Annotated in this window: 15 protein-coding genes; 3 read left to right on the top strand and 12 right to left on the bottom strand. The window is 69.9% G+C overall.

What is annotated here, in order from left to right; genetic code table 11:
• Positions 1-33 precede the first annotated feature (33 nt).
• Positions 34-804 (top strand): SURF1 family protein, encoded by a 771-nt coding sequence (locus tag RQG84_RS11085; protein ID WP_311210073.1) that lies wholly within the window; start codon positions 34-36, stop codon positions 802-804.
• Here RQG84_RS11085 and RQG84_RS11090 read toward each other — a convergent pair.
• From RQG84_RS11090 to RQG84_RS11135, 10 genes are all read right to left on the bottom strand, one after another.
• The gene (locus tag RQG84_RS11090) at positions 777-2,375 is read right to left on the bottom strand and encodes an ABC-F family ATP-binding cassette domain-containing protein (protein WP_311210074.1); all 1,599 of its coding nucleotides are present in this window, start codon (positions 2,373-2,375) and stop codon (positions 777-779) included. The genes RQG84_RS11085 and RQG84_RS11090 overlap by 28 nt on opposite strands.
• A gap of 237 nt (positions 2,376-2,612) precedes the next feature.
• Positions 2,613-2,987 carry a metal-sulfur cluster assembly factor gene (locus RQG84_RS11095; protein WP_055968071.1) on the bottom strand — a complete coding sequence of 125 codons (375 nt, stop codon included), beginning with the start codon at positions 2,985-2,987 and terminating at the stop codon, positions 2,613-2,615.
• A complete protein-coding gene (gene sufU / locus RQG84_RS11100) occupies positions 2,984-3,445 on the bottom strand; it encodes a Fe-S cluster assembly sulfur transfer protein SufU (RefSeq protein WP_055968068.1) in 462 nt (153 codons plus the stop codon). The genes RQG84_RS11095 and sufU overlap by 4 nt, the downstream gene beginning before the upstream one ends.
• A gap of 3 nt (positions 3,446-3,448) precedes the next feature.
• Complete coding sequence (locus tag RQG84_RS11105; RefSeq protein ID WP_311210075.1) at positions 3,449-4,735, bottom strand: cysteine desulfurase; 1,287 nt, start codon at positions 4,733-4,735, stop codon at positions 3,449-3,451.
• A gap of 8 nt (positions 4,736-4,743) precedes the next feature.
• Entirely contained in the window at positions 4,744-5,505 is a 762-nt protein-coding gene (sufC, locus tag RQG84_RS11110) for a Fe-S cluster assembly ATPase SufC (RefSeq protein WP_055968063.1), read from the bottom strand.
• A 5-nt stretch (positions 5,506-5,510) separates the two neighbouring features.
• Positions 5,511-5,864, bottom strand: a complete 354-nt coding sequence (locus tag RQG84_RS11115; protein ID WP_311210076.1) for a non-heme iron oxygenase ferredoxin subunit — start codon at positions 5,862-5,864, stop codon at positions 5,511-5,513.
• Positions 5,865-5,868: 4 nt separating this feature from the next.
• A complete protein-coding gene (gene sufD, locus RQG84_RS11120) occupies positions 5,869-7,089 on the bottom strand; it encodes a Fe-S cluster assembly protein SufD (protein WP_311210077.1) in 1,221 nt (406 codons plus the stop codon).
• The gene (sufB, locus tag RQG84_RS11125; RefSeq protein WP_055968058.1) at positions 7,086-8,510 is read right to left on the bottom strand and encodes a Fe-S cluster assembly protein SufB; all 1,425 of its coding nucleotides are present in this window, start codon (positions 8,508-8,510) and stop codon (positions 7,086-7,088) included. The genes sufD and sufB overlap by 4 nt, the downstream gene beginning before the upstream one ends.
• Positions 8,507-9,205, bottom strand: coding sequence for a metalloregulator ArsR/SmtB family transcription factor (locus RQG84_RS11130; RefSeq protein ID WP_055968055.1), 699 nt, complete (start codon positions 9,203-9,205; stop codon positions 8,507-8,509). Before RQG84_RS11130 ends, sufB begins: the two co-directional genes overlap by 4 nt.
• A gap of 119 nt (positions 9,206-9,324) precedes the next feature.
• On the bottom strand, positions 9,325-9,789 hold the full coding sequence (locus tag RQG84_RS11135) for a hypothetical protein (RefSeq protein ID WP_311210078.1): 465 nt from the start codon (positions 9,787-9,789) through the stop codon (positions 9,325-9,327).
• Positions 9,790-9,882: 93 nt separating this feature from the next.
• On the opposite strand from RQG84_RS11135, the gene RQG84_RS11140 reads away from it, so the two are divergent.
• The gene (locus RQG84_RS11140; protein ID WP_311210079.1) at positions 9,883-10,974 is read left to right on the top strand and encodes a DNA primase small subunit domain-containing protein; all 1,092 of its coding nucleotides are present in this window, start codon (positions 9,883-9,885) and stop codon (positions 10,972-10,974) included.
• A gap of 6 nt (positions 10,975-10,980) precedes the next feature.
• On the opposite strand, the gene RQG84_RS11145 is transcribed toward RQG84_RS11140, so the two are convergent.
• A complete protein-coding gene (locus RQG84_RS11145) occupies positions 10,981-11,577 on the bottom strand; it encodes a hypothetical protein (RefSeq protein WP_311210080.1) in 597 nt (198 codons plus the stop codon).
• A gap of 136 nt (positions 11,578-11,713) precedes the next feature.
• A complete protein-coding gene (locus tag RQG84_RS11150) occupies positions 11,714-12,292 on the bottom strand; it encodes a YdeI/OmpD-associated family protein (protein WP_311210132.1) in 579 nt (192 codons plus the stop codon).
• A gap of 62 nt (positions 12,293-12,354) precedes the next feature.
• On the opposite strand from RQG84_RS11150, the gene RQG84_RS11155 reads away from it, so the two are divergent.
• Complete coding sequence (locus tag RQG84_RS11155; RefSeq protein ID WP_235492961.1) at positions 12,355-13,137, top strand: GTP pyrophosphokinase family protein; 783 nt, start codon at positions 12,355-12,357, stop codon at positions 13,135-13,137.
• Positions 13,138-13,143 lie beyond the last annotated feature (6 nt).

Raw genomic sequence — 13,143 nt, forward strand, 5'->3', positions numbered from 1 at the left:
TGGGCGTTCGGTCCGCCCGGCTAGGTTCGGGTCGTGCGGTTCCTGCTCACCCCCCGATGGATCGGGTTCTTCCTCGCCGTGCTGGCTCTCGCGGTCGTCTGCGTGCTCATGGGCGACTGGCAGTGGCACAAGCGCGAGGTGCGCCACGCCTCCAACGAGCTCGTCGAGAAGCACCTCGCGATCGACCCCGTCCCGCTCGACGACGTGGTCCCGGCCGGTGGGAAGGTCGCGAAGGACCAGGAGTGGACCCGGGTCCTCGTGGAGGGCCGGTACGACCCGACGTCCCAGGTCACGGTGAAGTTCCGCACCCGCGACGGCCGGCCGGGTGCCGAGGTCGTCACGCCGCTCCTGCTCGAGGACGGGACGGCCGTCCTGGTCGACCGCGGCTGGGTGCCCACCGCGAACACCTCGGCCGCCCCCGACGACGTCCCTGCTCCTCCCACGGGCCGGGTGGAGGTCGAGGGCTGGCTGCGTCCGGACAACGGCGCCGGCGACGAGGCCGTGGTGCCCGTGGACGGGCAGGTCCGGTCGATCTCGAGCGTCGGCGTCGGCAGCACGCTGCCGTACCCGGTCCGCTCGGGCTACCTGAACCTGCGCGGCCAGACCGGTGGGACCGGGGGCCTGGAGCTGGAGCCGGAGCCCGATCTCGGCGGCGGGCCGCACTTCTTCTACGGCCTGCAGTGGTGGTTCTTCGCCGCACTGGCGATCGGCGGCTTCGTCTGGTTCGCCCGCGCCGAGTGGCTCGAACGGCGCCGGCCGGACGCCAGGACCGACGATCAGGCCAGGGACACGAGCTCGGCGTAGCCGTCGTTCCAGAGGTCCTCGTCGCCGTCCGGCAGCAGGAGCACCCGGTCGGGGTCGAGCGCGCGGACCGCACCCTCGTCGTGCGAGACGAGGACGATCGCGCCCTCGTAGCGGCGGATCGCGTCGAGCACCTCCTCGCGGGACGCGGGGTCGAGGTTGTTCGTCGGCTCGTCCAGCAGCAGCACGTTGGCGCTCGAGACGATGAGGCCGGCGAGGGCCAGTCGCGTCCGCTCGCCACCGGACAGCACCCGGGCGGGCTTCGCGGTGTCGTCGCCGGAGAACAGGAAGGCGCCCAGCACGCTGCGTGCCTGGGTGTCGGTCAGCTCCGGAGCCGTCCGCTGCATGTTCTCGAGGACCGTGCGGTCCATGTCGAGCGTCTCGTGCTCCTGCGCGAAGTACCCGATCTTCAGTCCGTGGCCCGGCAGGATCTTGCCGGTGTCGGACTCCAGGGTCCCGGCGAGCATGCGCAGCAGCGTGGTCTTGCCGGCACCGTTGAGGCCGAGCACGACGACGCGGCTGCCCTTGTCGATCGCCAGGTCGACGCCGGCGAAGATCTCGAGCGCGCCGTAGGACTTGCTGAGCCCCTCGGCCATGAGCGGGGTCTTGCCGCACGCGGCCGGCTTCGGGAAGTCGATCTTGGCGACCTTGTCGGCCTGGCGCACGTCGTCGAGGCCCGACATCATCTGCTCGGCTCGGCGCAGCATCTGCTGGGCCGCGGTGGCCTTGCTGGCCTTGGCCCGCATCCGGTTGCCCTGGGCGACGAGTCGCTCGGCGGTCTTGGTGGTGATCTCGCGCTCCCGCTTGCGCCGGGCCTCGTCGGCCTCGCGCTGGCGCAGGTAGTGCTTCCACCCGGTGTTGTAGATGTCGATCGTGGCCCGGTTCGCGTCGAGGTAGAACACCTTGTTCACGGTCTCCTCGACGAGCTCGACGTCGTGGCTGATGATGACCAGGCCGCCGGAGAACGTCCTGAGGAAGCCGCGCAGCCACGTGACGGAGTCTGCGTCGAGGTGGTTGGTGGGCTCGTCCAGCAGCAGGGTGTCGGCGTCGCTGAACAGGATCCGCGCGAGCTCGATGCGTCGACGCTGACCGCCCGACAAGGTCTGGAGCTGCTGGTCCAGGACGCGGTCGGGAAGGCCGAGCGCGTTCGAGATGGTCGCGGCCTCCGCCTCGGCCGCGTAGCCGCCACCGGCGGAGAACACGTCCTGCGCACGGCCGTAGAGCTTCATGGCGCGCTCGGCGACGTCGGGGTCGGCCGAGCCCATGTCCAGCTCGGCCTTGCGCATCGTGGAGAGCGCCTCGTCGAGACCACGGGCACCCAGGATGCGGTCACGTGCGGTGATCGACAGGTCGCCGGACTTCGGGTCCTGCGGCAGGTAGCCGATCTTCCCGGAGCTGGTGATGGAGCCCTCGGCGGGCTGGCCGTCACCCGAGAGCATCCGCGTGAGGGTGGTCTTGCCGGCGCCGTTGCGCCCGACCAGACCGACCTTGTCGCCCTTGTCGACGCGGAAGGAGACGTTCTGCATGAGGACGCGGGCGCCGAAGCGCAGCGTCACGTCGTGGACGGTGATCATGGGGAGCCTTACGAGGTCAGAGGGAGTGCGAGAACGCCGGACGTGGTCCGGTCGTCACTCCCGCTGGTAGTAGCTCACCCGAGGAGTCTACGGCGTCGGCCCGGCCGGGCGGCATGGTGAGGACGTGACATGCATGACCCCGACCATGGGCCGAGCGAAGCGAGGCGGGCGCCCGGGCGTCAGCCCGGCGGCGGTGAGGAACGAACCGCCGGTGCCGCGAGGAACGAGCGGTGCGCCTCAGCCGACGTTGAAGCCGAGGGCGCGGAGCATCTCGCGGCCGTCGTCGGTGATCTTGTCCGGACCCCACGGCGGCATCCAGACCCACTCGATGCGGAAGTCGTTGACGATCCCGTCGAGGGCGGCGCGCGTCTGGTCCTCGATCACGTCGGTCAGCGGGCAGGCGGCCGAGGTGAGCGTCATGGAGAGCACGGTGTTGCTGTGCTCGTCGACGTCGGCGCCGTAGACGAGGCCGAGGTCGACCACGTTGATGCCGAGCTCGGGGTCGACGACGTCCTTCATGGCCTCCAGCACGTCCTCGGCCGTGGTGGCACCGGCCGGCGCGGACACGTCGGGCAGGTCGGAGTGGTCAGGGGTGGTGACGGGGTCGCTCATGCGTCCTCCTGCGTGATGAGAGCTTGGCTGGTGGCGTCCTTGAACGCCATCCACGAGAGCAGCGCGCACTTGACGCGTGCCGGGAACTGGGCGACACCGGCGAAGGCGATGCCGTCCTCGAGCACGTCCTCGTCGGGCTCGACGGCACCCTTGCCCTGCATGAGGGCCTGGAACGCGTCGAGCACGGCGAGGGCGTCGTCGACGGGCTTGCCGACCACGAGGTCGTTCATCACCGAGGCCGAGGCCTGGCTGATGGAGCAGCCGACGGCGTCGTAGGACACGTCGGTGACGGTGCTGCCGTCGAGGTGGACCCGCAGCGTGACCTCGTCACCGCACGTGGGGTTGACGTGGTGCACCTGGGACTCGAACGGGTCACGAAGTCCTGCGCCGTGCTTCTGCTTGTAGTGGTCGAGGATGATCTCCTGGTACAGCGAGTCGACCTGTGTGGCGTCGCTCATGGGTCACCGCCCTCCGAAGTAGCGCTGGGTGTGCCGGACCGCGTCGACGAGCGCGTCGATCTCGGCCTCGGTCGTGTACAGGTAGAACGACGCGCGGGTCGTCGACTGGACACCGAACCTCTGGTGCGCCGGCTTGGCGCAGTGGTGCCCGGCGCGGACCGCCACGCCACGGGAGTCGAGCAGCTGGGCGACGTCGTGCGGGTGCACGTCGTCGAGGGTGAAGCTGATCGCTCCCCCACGCTGCACCGCCTCGGTGGGACCGACGACGGTGAGGCCGTCGACCTCCTGCAGCCGCTGCAGCGCGTACGCGGTGATCGCCTGCTCGTGCGCAGCCACGTTCTCCATGCCGAGGGACGACAGGTAGTCGACCGCGGCACCGAGGCCGACCGCCTGGGCGATCGGCGGCGTGCCGGCCTCGAAGCGGTGCGGCGGAGCGGCGAACGTCGAGCCGGCCATCGTGACCGTCTCGATCATCTCGCCGCCGCCGAGGAACGGGGGAAGCGAGGCGAGCAGGTCGTAGCGGCCCCACAGCACGCCGATGCCGGTGGGCCCGACCATCTTGTGGCCGGTGAAGACCACGAGGTCGGCCCCGAGCGCGGCGACGTCGACCGGCATCTGCGGCACCGCCTGCGAGGCGTCGACCACGACGAGGGCACCCACCTCGTGGGCGCGGGCGACGACGCGCTCGACGGGGTTGATGGTGCCGAGCATGTTCGAGACCCACGTGAGCGAGACGACCTTGGTGCGCTCGGTGACGAGCGACTCGAGGTCGTCGAGGTCGAGGCGACCCTCGTCGGTGACGCCGAACCAGCGCAGCGTGGCGCCGGTGCGCTGGGTGAGCTGCTGCCACGGAACGATGTTGGAGTGGTGCTCCATCTCGGTGATGACGACCTCGTCGCCCTCCCCGACACCGTGCTCGTGCCCCGGACCGGCGTCGCCGAGCACGCGCGCCACCAGGTTGAGGGCCTCGGACGCGTTCTTGGTGAACACGACCTCCTCGCGACGGGGCGCACCGATGAAGTCGGCCACCTTCGTGCGGCCGAGCTCGAACGCCTCGCTCGCCTCGGCACCCAGCTGGTGCATGGCGCGGGCGACGTTGGCGTTGTGCTGCAGGTAGTGCTGCTCGATGGCGTCGACGACCTGGCGCGGCTTCTGCGACGTGTTGGCGCTGTCGAGGTACACCAGCGGAAGTCCGCCGGCGAGGGTGCGCTCGAGGATCGGGAAGTCCCTGCGGACCGCCTCGACGTCGTAGCCCGCACCGTTCGCCACCGAGGACACGGCAGTGCTCACCGTCATGCTCAGACCGCCGCGGCCTTCACGTACTTGTCGTAGCCCTCGGCCTCGAGCTGGTCGGCCAGCTCGCGGCCGCCGGACTCGGCCAGGCGGCCGGCGACGAAGACGTGCACGTGGTCGGGCTTGATGTACTGCAGGATGCGCGTGTAGTGCGTGATGAGCAGCAGCCCGCGGTCGCCCTGGCCGGTGTACCGGTTGACGCCGTCGGAGACGACCCGCAGGGCGTCGATGTCGAGTCCGGAGTCGGTCTCGTCGAGCACGGCGAACTTCGGGTTGAGCAGCTCCAGCTGGGCGATCTCGTGGCGCTTCTTCTCACCACCGGAGAAGCCCTCGTTGACGCTGCGCTGCGCGAACGTCGGGTCGAGCGTGACGCGCTCCAGGGCGGCGTTGACGTCCTTGACCCACGTGCGCAGCTTGGGAGCCTCGCCGTCGATGGCGGTCTTGGCGGTACGCAGGAAGTTCGCGACGGACACGCCCGGGACCTCCACGGGGTACTGCATGGCCAGGAACAGCCCGGCCCGCGCACGCTCGTCGACGCTGAGCTCGAGGATGTTCTCGCCGTCGAGCAGCACCTCGCCCTCGGTGACGGTGTACTTGGGGTGACCGGCGATCGAGTAGGCCAGCGTGGACTTGCCCGAGCCGTTCGGGCCCATGATGGCGTGGACCTCGCCGCTGTTGATCGTGAGGTCGACGCCGCGGAGGATCTCCTTGTCGCCCTCCTCGGTCTTGACGGTGACGTGCAGGTTCTTGATCTCGAGGGTGCTCATGTGGTTCAGCTCCTGGTGGGGGCGGAGACGTCGACGAGGACGCGTCCGTCGGTGATGGTCGTGGGGTAGGTGGGCACGGCCTCGGTGGCCGGCAGGTTGAGGGGCGAGCCGGTGCGCACGTCGAACCGCGACCCGTGCAGCCAGCACTCGATCTCACAGCCCTCCACCTCCCCCTCGGAGAGAGGGATGGCGGCGTGCGAGCACTCGTCGCGGATGGCGTAGACGGCGTCGCCGTCGCGCACGAGGGCGATGTCGACGCCGTCGACGGTCACCGGAGTCGCCGTCCCCTCGACGAGGACGTCGAGGGGCGCGGCGAACCGCGGTCCGCCGACCTGCTGGTCGGTCTGCTGCTCGCTCATCGGCTCAGGCACCGGCCTCGGTCGGGGCCTCCGGGCGGCGGTCCAGCTTCGACAGGTCCGCACCGGACAGCTCGTCCTCGATGGCCGCCACGAGCCGCTCCTGCAGCTCGGGCACACCGATCCGACGGATGATGTCGTTGAAGAACCCGTGGACGACGAGACGACGGGCCTCGGACTCCTCGATCCCCCGGCTCTGCAGGTAGAACAGGTGGTTGTCGTCGAAGCGACCCGTGGTGCTGGCGTGACCGGCACCGGCGATGTCACCGGTCTCGATCTCCAGGTTCGGCACGGAGTCGGCCTTGGCGCCGTCGGTCAGGACGAGGTTGTCGTTCTGCTCGAAGGTGTCGATGCCCTCGGCGACCTTGCGGATCAGCACGTTGCCGACCCACACCGTGTGGGCGTCCTGGCCCTGCAGCGCGCCCTTGTACTCGACGTTGCTGCGCGTGCGGGGCGCCGTGTGGTCGATGAACTGGCGGTGCTCGATGTGCTGGCCGGCGTCGGCGAAGTACACGCCGAGCAGCTCGGCGCTGCCGCCGGGACCGGCGTAGTCGACGTTGACGTTGGTGCGCACGAGGTCTCCACCGAGGGAGATCTCGAAGGCGCGCACCGAGGCGTCACGCCCGACCCGCACGTTGTACTGGCCGGCGTGGACGGCGTCGTCGGCCCAGTCGTTGACCGTGACGAGGTCGAGCGACCCGCCGTCGGCGACCACGACCTGCGTGAACGCGTCGTACGTGGCGCTGCCGGCGTGGTCCATGACGACCGTGGCCCGGGCGTGCGCGCCGACCCGGACCACGACGTGGCCCCAGACCGTGGACTCGACCGAGTCACCGGTGAGCCGCAGACGCACCGGCTCGCTGAGCTCGGTGTTGGCGGGGACGTCGAGCAGCACCGCTCCCCCGGCGTTGGCCACGGCCAGCGCACCCAGACGGTCGAACGGGGCGTTCACGGCGAGCGCCTGCGCCTCCTGCGTGCTGATGCGGGTGAGCGTGACGCCCGCGGGCAGCTGCTCGTCCCACGTGAGCGACGCGTCGGACGGCGAGCCCTCGAGCAGCCCGCGCAGCCGCTTGAGCGGCGTGAAGCGCCAGATCTCCTCGAGACCCGTCGGCACCGGGTGCGTGGCGACGTCGTAGGACGGGACAGGGTGCAGGTGGGACTCGACGTGGTCGAGCTCCAGCGCCTGCTCGATGTTCTCGACCGTGCGGTCGGTGTCGGTGAGGGTCATCCGACGGCTCCCTCCATCTGCAGCTCGATGAGACGGTTCAGCTCGAGCGCGTACTCCATGGGGAGCTCGCGCGCGATGGGCTCGACGAAGCCGCGGACGATCATCGCCATGGCCTCGTCCTCCTCCATGCCACGCTGCATGAAGTAGAAGAGCTGGTCGTCGCTGACCTTCGAGACGGTGGCCTCGTGCCCGAGCGTCACGTCGTCCTCACGGACGTCGACGTACGGGTAGGTGTCGGAACGGCTGATCTGGTCGACCAGCAGCGCGTCGCACTTGACGGTGCTGGCCGAGCCGTGCGCGCCCTCCATGACCTGCAGCAGGCCGCGGTAGGAGGTGCGACCGCCACCGCGTGCCACCGACTTGCTCAGGATCGAGCTCGACGTGTGCGGCGCGGCGTGCACCATCTTGGCGCCGGCGTCCTGGTGCTGACCCTCGCCGGCGAAGGCGATGGACAGCGTCTCGCCGCGGGCGTGCTCGCCCATCAGGTAGACGGCCGGGTACTTCATGGTGACCTTGGAGCCGATGTTGCCGTCGACCCACTCCATCGTGGCGCCGGCCTCGCAGACCGCGCGCTTGGTGACCAGGTTGTACACGTTGTTCGACCAGTTCTGGATCGTCGTGTAGCGGACGCGGGCGCCCTTCTTGACGACGATCTCCACGACGGCCGAGTGCAGCGAGTCGCTGGAGTAGATCGGCGCCGTGCAGCCCTCGACGTAGTGGACGTAGGAGTCCTCGTCGGCGATGATCAGCGTCCGCTCGAACTGGCCCATGTTCTCGGTGTTGATCCGGAAGTAGGCCTGCAGCGGGATGTCGACGTGGACGCCCTTGGGCACGTAGATGAACGAGCCACCGGACCACACGGCCGTGTTGAGCGCCGAGAACTTGTTGTCACCGACGGGAATGACGGTGCCGAAGTACTCCTCGAAGAGCTCGGGGTGCTCCTTCAGCGCGGTGTCGGTGTCGAGGAAGAGGACGCCCTTCTCCTCGAGGTCCTCGCGGATCGAGTGGTAGACGACCTCGGACTCGTACTGCGCGGCGACGCCGGAGACGAGACGCTGCTTCTCGGCCTCGGGGATGCCGAGCCGGTCGTACGTGTTCTTGATGTCCTCGGGCAGGTCGTCCCAGGTGGCGGCCTGCTTCTCCGTGGACCGCACGAAGTACTTGATGTTGTCGAAGTCGATGCCGTCGAGCTCGGCGCCCCAGACGGGCATGGGCTTGCGGCCGAACAGGCGCAGACCCTTGAGTCGCTGCGCGAGCATCCACTCGGGCTCGTCCTTGAGGCCGGAGATGTTGCGCACGACCTCCTCGGACAGACCGCGCTGGACGTTCGCGCCCTTGTCGTCGGCGTCGGACCAGCCGAACTCGTAGCGTCCGACGTCCTTGAGCCCGGGGTTGAGCTCTTCGATCGAGTTGGTCGTCATGACGACACCCTCTCTGTGGTGGGACCAGTGGCTTGGGAAGGGGGATGGGGCAGGTGGGTCGTGCACACGCCGTCGCCGTGGGCGATGGTGGCGAGCCGCTGCACGTGCGAGCCGAGCAGCTCGGCGAACATCGCCGTCTCGGCCTCGCACAGCTGGGGGAACTCCGCGGCCACGTGCGCGACCGGGCAGTGGTGCTGGCAGATCTGTGCGCCGGCCGGCGTGGTGCCGGCCGACGCCGCGAAGCCGTCGGCACTGAGCGCCTCGGCCAGCACGCGGGGGCGCTCGTCGACCGGTGCGGCGTCGACGAGGGGGCGGTACTTCTCGGTGAGACCACGCAGACGTCGTGCGGCGAACTCGACGACCGCGCCGTCACCGGCGGTCTCGGCGAGGAAGCCCAGGGCGTCGACCGCGAGGTCGTCGTAGGCGTGAGCGAACGTGTCGCGGCCGGCGTCGGTGATCATGAAGACCTTGGCCGGACGACCTCGTCCACGGCCCGTGGTGGCACGGGGCTGGCGCTGGGCGACGACCCCGTCGGCAAGGAGGAGGTCGAGGTGGCGACGCACGGCTGCGGGCGTGAGCCCGAGGCGCCGCGCGAGGTCCGCGGCGGTCGACGGACCGTGCTCCAGGATCGACGTCGCCACGCGTTCGCGCGTGGGGGCGTCGTCGACGACTGCCGACATCTCCTCCGCACGCATGTATTTCACAACAACAGTGTGCCGTTAATGATTCCCGGCGTTCAACGAAGGTGAGCCTCACTCCCCCACCGACCCTCGTGCGGGGGCGCGGTCACGCGACCCCCGCACGCGGCGGTGGCTCAGCGATTGAAGCCGTTGATGGTGTAGCTGTTGATGAAGCCGAGGTTCGTGCGGACCGCGAACAGCTCCTTGCCCGACGCCGCCTTGAAGGTCCGGTTCAGCGTGTAGGTCGTCGTGCAGTCCCCCGACTTGAGGTGCACGGACTTCGGCGCCGACCAGACCTTGGCGCCGTTCTTGGTGACGGTCGGCAGCACGTAGCCGCCACCGCTCGAGTCCGTGAGGCAGAGACGCAGAGTCTTCAGGTGCACCGAGCTCGAGGCGTGCTTGGAGAAGGTGCCGATCACGCGGACTGCCGTCGTGTCCTTCGTCACCGCATCCCTCAAGATCGCCGTCACCCCGACGGTCTTGCTCGATCCCACCTTGACTGATGCAACGCCACGGTCGGCGTGGGCGGCCGAGGGCGCGAGCAAAGCGACGAGCGCGACCGAGACGACGCCGACCCGGCGCCACGTCGAGTGAGTCATGAGTGTCCCTCCACGATCGACAGTTGAGAAGATCATACAAATATCTCGCGCCTGACGCCATCCCCGAACACCCGTGCGCCGTAGGGTGCAGGTATGGCTGCCAAGGCACCCGCGGTGCTGGTCGACGCGGACGGTCGCGAGGTACGCGTCTCGAGCGCGGAGCGCGTGATCTTCCCTGCCTCCGACCACGGCCCGGAGATCACCAAGCGCGAGGTCGTCGAGTACTACGTCGCGGTCGCCGACGGCATCGTCCGAGCACTGCGGGACCGTCCGACGGCGCTCGAGCGCTGGCCCAAGGGCGTGCTGCCCGGCATGACGCTCACCGCGCGCGACGCCACCCACGGCCGTGGGCCGCAGGGTGATGCGTTCTACCAGAAGCGCCTCATGCGCGGCATGCCCGAGTGGGCCCGCTCGGTCCGGGTGCACTTTCCGTCCGGCCGGGTCGCCGACGAGCTGTGCCCGGACCACGTCGCGGTGGTCGCCTGGGCCGCACAGATGGGCACGGTCACCTTCCACCCCTGGCCCGTGCGTCGCGGCGACGTCGACCGACCCGACGAGCTGCGCATCGACCTGGACCCGCACGGCGCCACCGGTTTCGCCGACGCCGTCCGCGAGGCCGAGCACGTGCGGGCCCTGCTGGAGGAGCTGGGACTGCGCGGGTTCCCCAAGACCAGCGGGAAGAACGGCGTGCACGTCTACCTGCGCATCGAGCCGCGCTGGACCTTCACCGACGTGCGCCACGCGGCGATCGCGCTGGGCCGCGAGCTCGAGCGCCGCAGCGACCGGCTCACCACCGCCTGGTGGAAGGAGGAGCGCGGCGACCGCATCTTCGTCGACGTCAACCAGAACGCCCGCGACCGCACGATCGCGTCGGCCTACAGCCTGCGCCCGAAGCAGGGCGCACCGGTCTCGTTCCCGCTCACGTGGGACGGACTCGCCGCGGTGGACGACCCGATGGCCTTCACGCTCCGGACCGTCCCCGACCTGCTGACGTCCCAGGGCGGCGACGCCTGGGCTGACATCGACGCCCAGCCGCACTCCCTCGAGCCCCTGCTCGACCTCTGGCGCGCCGACCTCGAGCGTGGCCTCGGCGACATGCCCTACCCGCCCGAGTACCCGAAGATGCCGGGCGAGCCGAAGCGCGTGCAGCCCAGCAAGGACACGCGCAACACCCGAGGGTCCTGACCTCCGCTACGGGGCGACCGGCTCCACGACCTCGTCCTGCGTGGTCGGCTGCCCGCCCTCGCTCGGGGCGTTCGATGCCGGGACGTCGTCGTCGGACTCAGCGGTGCGCTGGGGAGCCACCTGACCGCCCATGCCCATGCCGGACTCGTCGACCGCGGCCGACGGACGGTGGATCAGGATCTGCAGCCAGAGGTTGCCGCTCTTGCCGAATCGCTTGTCCTGCGGGCAGATCTTCTTCCCATTGCGCCACATCTGGATCGTGACGCGGTAGAGGCCGCCGCTGGCGCCGGCGCTGACGCCGAGTCGCGACATGGTCTCGTCCTCGTCGACGAGGACCGAGACGACCTTGTCGCCCTTCTTGGACTCGAAATCGACCTCGATGTCGCAGTTGGCCCGTCGCTTGACGCTCTTGACGCCGGGCACGGCGTGCGTGGAGTTCGCATGCAGGGCGAAGGCCGAGCCGAGACGGATCGGACCACCGACGAAGACCAGGCCCTCCTTCGCCTCCAGTGCCGGCTCGTACTGGTGCGAGGCGACGGCCGACGCCCACGTCCCAGTGACCAGCAGTATCGCCACGACGAGCGCCACGGCACGAGTCTTCATGTCATCAACCCCTGAATCCTGAGGGACACGGGTCACCCCGAGCCGCTCGGCGCGCGCCGCGCGCGCAGCACCTCGCAGAAGCCTAGGCCGCTCCAGCGCCGCAGGGGTGCGAATCGGGACATTTGTTCATGTCGTGTCAGGCGCGGTCGGGTCGCGTCCCCGCCCGGCACTGCGCGAGCAGCCTGTCGCTGCGCGCGAGCCGGGTGTCCTCGCGCTTGGCGGTGGCGAGCTGGGTGAGGGCGAAGAGGCGCGCGCTCGGGGGAAGACCGTCCCAGAACGCGCGAGCGGAGGGGTCGGCGTCGAGTCCGGCGCGGAGGGCGTCCGGCTCGATCCCCTGCTCCGGACCCACGAGCACGGACCACGAGCCGTCGCCACGTGCCCCGTCGACCAGCGCCCGCCCCGGGGGTCTCATCCGGCCTCCGGCCTCGAGCCGCTCGACACGCGCCCGGTTCGACGCCGCCCACGGACTGCCCGGCCGACGCGGCGAGAACCAGATGACCGAGCCGCCGACGCCACCGCCGGAGCGGGCCTGGCCGTCGATCCAGCCCCAGCACAGCGCCTCGCAGACCGCGTTCTCGTAGGACAGGGCGTCGTCACCGTCCGCGACCCGGTCCGGCACCGCGAGCCAGACCCCGCGCGTGTCGGCGTGGTGGTCGGCCAGCCAGGCACCCCAGCGCGACCTCGACCCCGGTGCGAGACGCTCGGCGTCGTCCATGACTCCCACGACTCACAGGTTAGCCACGGATCGACGCAAGACCGGGGACGTACGCTGGCCGGGTGGAGCTGAGCAGCCGAGCCACCCTGCCCCTGGACGATGACGTCCTGCACGTCGGCGACCCGAAGCTCCTCCGCCAGGACTTCAGCCGCTTCATGCTCCGCCACCGCTTCGGCATGGAGGAGGTCGTCACCAAGCTGACGATCCTGCGCGACGAGTTCGACCTCATGCACGACACGAACCCGATCGAGCACATCGCCTCGCGGCTGAAGTCGCCCGACAGCCTGGCCGAGAAGATGCGGCGCAAGGGCACCCGCCCCACCTACGCCTCGATCCGCGAGACCATCACCGACATTGCCGGGGTCCGCGTCACCTGCAGCTTCGTCTCCGACGTGTACCGCGTGCACGACCTGCTCACCTCCCAGGACGACCTCACGGTGCTCGACGTCCGCGACTACATCGCCGCCCCGAAGAAGAACGGCTACCGAAGCCTGCACACGCTCCTGGAGGTCCCGGTCTACCTGTCCGACGGCCCGGTGCCGGTGACGGTGGAGGTGCAGCTGCGCACCATCGCGATGGACTTCTGGGCCAGCCTCGAGCACAAGATCCACTACAAGTACCGCGGCGCCGTGCCCGACGACCTGGCCGAGCGACTGTGCGACGCCGCCGACTCCGCGCACGCGCTCGACGCACGCATGGAGGCACTCCACGACGAGGTGCGCCACCTGGGCGAGGACGGGGTGGAGACGCTCCCCCGTCAGGTGCGCGAGGACCTGCTGACCGGCGACGAGCTCGTCCCGTCCGAGGCGCTGCTCGAGCAGCTGCGCCGTCTGGCCGCGGACTGATCCGGT

Source organism: Aeromicrobium sp. WCS2018Hpa-31 (assembly GCF_031843905.1).
GTDB lineage: Bacteria > Actinomycetota > Actinomycetes > Propionibacteriales > Nocardioidaceae > Aeromicrobium.

What these genes read in the sequence shown, in the direction of transcription:
- RQG84_RS11090 (WP_311210074.1), bottom strand. Translation starts at nt 2,375, where the DNA reads ATGATCACCGTCCACGACGTGACGCTGCGCTTCGGCGCCCGCGTCCTC.
- RQG84_RS11095 (WP_055968071.1), bottom strand. Translation starts at nt 2,987, where the DNA reads ATGAGCGACCCCGTCACCACCCCTGACCACTCCGACCTGCCCGACGTG.
- sufU (WP_055968068.1), bottom strand. Translation starts at nt 3,445, where the DNA reads ATGAGCGACGCCACACAGGTCGACTCGCTGTACCAGGAGATCATCCTC.
- sufC (WP_055968063.1), bottom strand. Translation starts at nt 5,505, where the DNA reads ATGAGCACCCTCGAGATCAAGAACCTGCACGTCACCGTCAAGACCGAG.
- RQG84_RS11115 (WP_311210076.1), bottom strand. Translation starts at nt 5,864, where the DNA reads ATGAGCGAGCAGCAGACCGACCAGCAGGTCGGCGGACCGCGGTTCGCC.
- sufD (WP_311210077.1), bottom strand. Translation starts at nt 7,089, where the DNA reads ATGACCCTCACCGACACCGACCGCACGGTCGAGAACATCGAGCAGGCG.
- sufB (WP_055968058.1), bottom strand. Translation starts at nt 8,510, where the DNA reads ATGACGACCAACTCGATCGAAGAGCTCAACCCCGGGCTCAAGGACGTC.
- RQG84_RS11130 (WP_055968055.1), bottom strand. Translation starts at nt 9,205, where the DNA reads ATGCGTGCGGAGGAGATGTCGGCAGTCGTCGACGACGCCCCCACGCGC.
- RQG84_RS11135 (WP_311210078.1), bottom strand. Translation starts at nt 9,789, where the DNA reads ATGACTCACTCGACGTGGCGCCGGGTCGGCGTCGTCTCGGTCGCGCTC.
- RQG84_RS11140 (WP_311210079.1), top strand. Translation starts at nt 9,883, where the DNA reads ATGGCTGCCAAGGCACCCGCGGTGCTGGTCGACGCGGACGGTCGCGAG.
- RQG84_RS11145 (WP_311210080.1), bottom strand. Translation starts at nt 11,577, where the DNA reads ATGAAGACTCGTGCCGTGGCGCTCGTCGTGGCGATACTGCTGGTCACT.
- RQG84_RS11150 (WP_311210132.1), bottom strand. Translation starts at nt 12,292, where the DNA reads ATGGACGACGCCGAGCGTCTCGCACCGGGGTCGAGGTCGCGCTGGGGT.